Origin of the sequence: Pseudomonas sp., assembly GCF_037994325.1 — a bacterium.
Lineage (GTDB): Bacteria > Pseudomonadota > Gammaproteobacteria > Pseudomonadales > Pseudomonadaceae > Aquipseudomonas.
The window spans coordinates 1-4,299 of sequence record NZ_JBBNAH010000230.1 but is presented as its reverse complement, the minus strand read 5'-3'; the positions used below and the strand labels follow the sequence as shown (position 1 = coordinate 4,299).

The 4,299-nt window shown below is 60.6% G+C and carries 4 protein-coding genes; 1 reads left to right on the top strand and 3 read right to left on the bottom strand.

Annotated features, from left to right (window positions below; all coding sequences use genetic code 11):
• The 3 genes from AAAB16_RS07745 to AAAB16_RS07735 all read right to left on the bottom strand — a co-directional run.
• The coding region (locus AAAB16_RS07745; RefSeq protein WP_340662828.1) for a 5-(carboxyamino)imidazole ribonucleotide synthase at positions 1–806 on the bottom strand (806 nt) is incomplete at its 3' end.
• A 50-nt stretch (positions 807–856) separates the two neighbouring features.
• The gene (gene purE, locus AAAB16_RS07740) at positions 857–1,348 is read right to left on the bottom strand and encodes a 5-(carboxyamino)imidazole ribonucleotide mutase (protein WP_340662827.1); all 492 of its coding nucleotides are present in this window, start codon (positions 1,346–1,348) and stop codon (positions 857–859) included.
• Positions 1,349–1,592: 244 nt separating this feature from the next.
• Positions 1,593–2,495, bottom strand: coding sequence for a LysR substrate-binding domain-containing protein (locus AAAB16_RS07735; protein ID WP_340662826.1), 903 nt, complete (start codon positions 2,493–2,495; stop codon positions 1,593–1,595).
• A gap of 173 nt (positions 2,496–2,668) precedes the next feature.
• Between AAAB16_RS07735 and aspA the strand changes: the two genes are divergently transcribed.
• The gene (gene aspA / locus AAAB16_RS07730; RefSeq protein WP_340662825.1) at positions 2,669–4,099 is read left to right on the top strand and encodes an aspartate ammonia-lyase; all 1,431 of its coding nucleotides are present in this window, start codon (positions 2,669–2,671) and stop codon (positions 4,097–4,099) included.
• Positions 4,100–4,299 lie beyond the last annotated feature (200 nt).

Below are 4,299 nucleotides of genomic sequence, written 5' to 3'. Positions count from 1 at the left end.
ATGGTCCAGTGCCCGGAGTTGTGCACACGCGGGGCGATTTCGTTGGCTTTCAGGCCGCCGTCGACTTCAAAAAATTCAAAGGCCAGCACGCCAACGTAGTCGAGCTGTTTCAGCACACGGCTAACGTAGTCTTCGGCCAGGCCTTGCAGCGGGTGTGCAGTGCTGGCGATGGACAGGCAAAGAATGCCGTTCACATGGGTGTTGTGCACCAGCGGGTAGAAGCGGGTTTCGCCATCGCGGGCGCGCACGGCCACCAGGGACACTTCGCCAGTGAAGGGTACAAAACCCTCCAGCAGGCACGGCACGCTGCCCAATTCGGCAAAGGTGCCAACCACATCTTCCGGCTTGCGCAGCACTTTCTGGCCCTTGCCGTCGTAACCCAAGGTGCGGGTTTTCAGCACGGCCGGCAGGCCGATGGTGGCCACGGCAGCGTCGAGATCGGCTTGCGATTGGATGTCGGCGAACTCAGGCGTGGGAATTCCCAAGTCTTTAAACATGCTCTTTTCAAACCAGCGGTCGCGGGCGATACGCAGGGCCTCAGCGCTTGGGTACACCGGCACAAACTGGGAGAGAAAGGCCACGGTTTCAGCCGGAACGCTTTCGAATTCGAAGGTCACCAAATCGACTTCATCAGCCAGTTGGCGCAGGTGGTCTTTGTCGCTGTAATCGGCCAGCAGGTGCTCGCCCAAGGCGGCGGCGCACGCGTCTGGGGCCGGGTCGAGAAAGGCGAAGTTCATGCCCAGCGGGGTGCCTGCCAAGGCCAACATACGGCCCAGTTGGCCGCCACCGATTACACCGATTTTCATCTCAACAGCCCCGTTCGATAGGTGAGCTAAAGCAGTAAACCCAAGGCCAATCAGGCCTCGCGCGGGTCCGGGTTATCCAGCACGCTGTCCGTTTGCTCGGTGCGGAATTTCTTCAGCGCGGCATGGAACTCAGGGTGTTGGTGGCCAAGGATGCTGGCGGCCAGCAGTGCCGCGTTCACCGCACCGGCCTTGCCGATGGCCAGGGTGGCGACCGGAATACCGGCCGGCATTTGCACAATCGAGAGCAGCGAATCAACACCCGACAGCATCGACGATTGCACCGGTACACCCAGCACCGGCAGGTGTGTTTTAGCGGCGCACATACCCGGCAAATGGGCGGCGCCACCGGCACCGGCGATGATCACCTGAATGCCACGGCCTTCGGCTTCTTCGGCGTACTGGAAAAGCAAATCCGGTGTGCGGTGAGCGGAGACAACCTTCACTTCGTAAGGAATGCCCAGCTTCTCCAGCATATCGGCGGTGTGGCTAAGGGTGGACCAATCGGACTTGGAGCCCATGATCACGCCAACCAGTACGCTCATCGTCGTGCCTCTTCTCATTGGCGCCTGGCGGCGCGGCAAAAACTAACAAGCCACGCTGGAAAACCAGGCGTGGCTTGTATGCGAGACCGGAGCGGAGCCGGCCAAAGGCCGCGCAGTATAACGTAAAGAATCGCGCGGAGAGTACCCGCTAAAAGCGACCGTTTGGCGGGGCAAAAACGCCGTCGTAGGGTGTGCTGCGCACCATGGCATAGCCCAGGAGATCGCTTGGTGCGCATAGCACACCCTACGAGCCAGCGCCGGCTTCGAGCTTGCGCCACAGCAGGCGAATCGCCGCCTTGCGCACCAAGGCGCAGCGGTACAGGCGAATCTCCAGCGGTAAAAACCATTGCGGGCCGCCGCATTCCACCAGCTCGCCGCGGGCCAACTCGGCGCTGATGCTCAACCTCGGCACCCAGGCCACGCCCAAACCTTGCAGCGCCATGCTTTTTAAACTGTCGGCCATCGCGGTTTCATACACGGTGGTGGAACGCAGCCCGCGTTGACGCAGCAGCGCGTTCACCGAACGACCAAGAAAAGCGCCAGCGCTATAGGCCAGCAGCGGCACACTCTGCCCGCTGTCCAAATCGAATAGCGCTTTGCCCTCGGCATCCACGCCACACACCGGGAGCATTTCGCTGCGCCCGAGTAATAAAGACGGAAAAATTTCCGGGTCCATCTGCAAGGCGGCGTCGGGGTCATAGAAGGCCAGAATCAAATCGCAGCTGCCTTCACGCAGCGTATGCACAGCCTCGCCGACGTTGGTGGCGATCAAGCGGCTGGCGATATTCAGCCCTTCGTTGCGCAGCCGGGCGATCCACGCCGGGAAGTAACTCAAGGCCAAGGAGTGCGCCGCAGCAAATTGCAGCACTTCGCCTTGCTGGCCTTCGAGGTGATGGAGGTGGCGCACCACTTCTCCCAACTGCTCGTTAACGCTGCGGGCCGTGACCAGAAACAGTTGCCCCGCCTCGGTCAGCTCAATTGGCGTGCGCGAGCGATTCACCAGGGTCAGCCCCAGTGCTTCCTCCAAACTGCGAATACGTCGGCTAAACGCCGGCTGGGTGACAAAGCGCTTTTGCGCCGCCTGGGAAAAGCTGCGGGTGCCGGCCAGGGTGACAAAGTCTTCCAGCCATTTGCTTTCGAGGTTCATACGGGCTCCGGTGCGATACAGGCTATTACGCTCGCCGACAAGTGGCAGTCACAGCTGCATTATGCCGTTTGTGCATACCCCAGTGTTTAACAGCATTGGCCTTAAAACCGCCTCAGCCCTAGTCTAGCCTGCATCGCGGCAAAGCCCGTGCCTACCCTGAGATGAACCTCATCATGTCCCCTGTTGCATCATCGCGCATCGAAAAAGATCTGCTTGGCACCCTCGAAGTCAGTTCCGACGCTTACTACGGCATTCAGACCCTACGGGCTGTGCACAACTTTCGCCTGTCTGGCGTAACGCTGTCGCACTACCCGAAATTGGTGGTTGCCCTGGCGATGGTCAAACAGGCTGCCGCCGACGCCAACCGTGAGCTGGGCCACCTCAGCGCGCCCAAGCATGCGGCCATTAGCGAAGCCTGCGCCCGTTTGGTTCGCGGTGAGTTCCACGATCAATTTGTCGTCGACATGATTCAAGGCGGCGCCGGCACCTCGACCAACATGAACGCCAACGAGGTGATCGCCAACATCGCCCTCGAAGCCATGGGCCACAACAAGGGCGAGTACCAGTACCTGCACCCCAACAATGACGTGAACATGGCGCAGTCCACCAACGACGCCTACCCCACCGCCATTCGCCTGGGCCTGCTGCTTGGTCACGACACCCTGCTGGCCAGCCTCGACAGCCTGATTCAAGCGTTCGCGGCCAAAAGTGAAGAGTTCAGCCATGTGTTGAAGATGGGTCGTACCCAGTTGCAAGACGCCGTGCCGATGACCCTCGGCCAGGAATTCCGCGCTTTCGCCACCACCCTCGGTGAAGACCTGGCGCGCCTGAAAAGCCTGGCGCCGGAGCTGCTTACCGAAGTAAACCTGGGTGGTACCGCCATCGGCACCGGCATCAACGCCGACCCGCGTTATCAAGCCTTGGCGGTAGAGCGCTTGGCGCTGATCAGCGGCCAACCCTTGGTACCGGCTGCCGACCTGATTGAAGCCACCTCAGACATGGGCGCCTTTGTGCTGTTCTCCGGCATGCTCAAGCGCACCGCGGTCAAGCTATCGAAAATCTGCAACGACCTGCGCTTGCTCTCCAGCGGCCCGCGCACCGGCATCAACGAAATCAACCTGCCCGCGCGTCAGCCAGGCAGCTCGATCATGCCCGGCAAGGTCAACCCGGTAATCCCGGAAGCGGTCAACCAAGTGGCCTTTGAAGTGATCGGCAACGACCTGGCCCTGACCATGGCGGCCGAAGGCGGCCAGCTGCAACTGAACGTGATGGAGCCGCTGATTGCCTACAAAATCTTCGACTCCATCCGCCTGCTCCAGCGCGCCATGGACATGCTGCGCGAGCACTGCATCGTTGGCATCACCGCCAACGAAGAACGCTGCCGCGAACTGGTGGAAAGCTCCATCGGCCTGATCACCGCGCTTAACCCCTACATCGGCTACGAAAACGCCACACGCATTGCCAAGCAAGCGCTGGAAAGTGGCCGTGGGGTATTGGAGTTGGTGCGTGAAGAAAAGCTGCTGGACGACGCCAGCCTGGCCGAAATCTTGCGCCCGGAAAACATGATCGCGCCGCGCTTGGTGCCGCTGAAGGCGGCGGTTTAAGGGTTACACAGCTTTAGAAGTCACCAGGCGCGGGGCCACTCTTCCCAAGCCTTTTAAGGAGATCCAGCATTAGCTGGGTCTCCTTTTTTTATGAACGGGAGATGAGACCCGTAGCGAAGCTTTTGATTTTGAGAGCTTCGCGAGCAAGCTCGCCCCTACGCAATCGGTGTACAGCGGTGGAGATGCGGTGCGGCCGGCCC

Bases quoted from the DNA above. Each gene is read 5' to 3' on its own strand.
- purE (WP_340662827.1), bottom strand. From the start codon at position 1,348: ATGAGCGTACTGGTTGGCGTGATCATGGGCTCCAAGTCCGATTGGTCC.
- AAAB16_RS07735 (WP_340662826.1), bottom strand. From the start codon at position 2,495: ATGAACCTCGAAAGCAAATGGCTGGAAGACTTTGTCACCCTGGCCGGC.
- aspA (WP_340662825.1), top strand. From the start codon at position 2,669: ATGTCCCCTGTTGCATCATCGCGCATCGAAAAAGATCTGCTTGGCACC.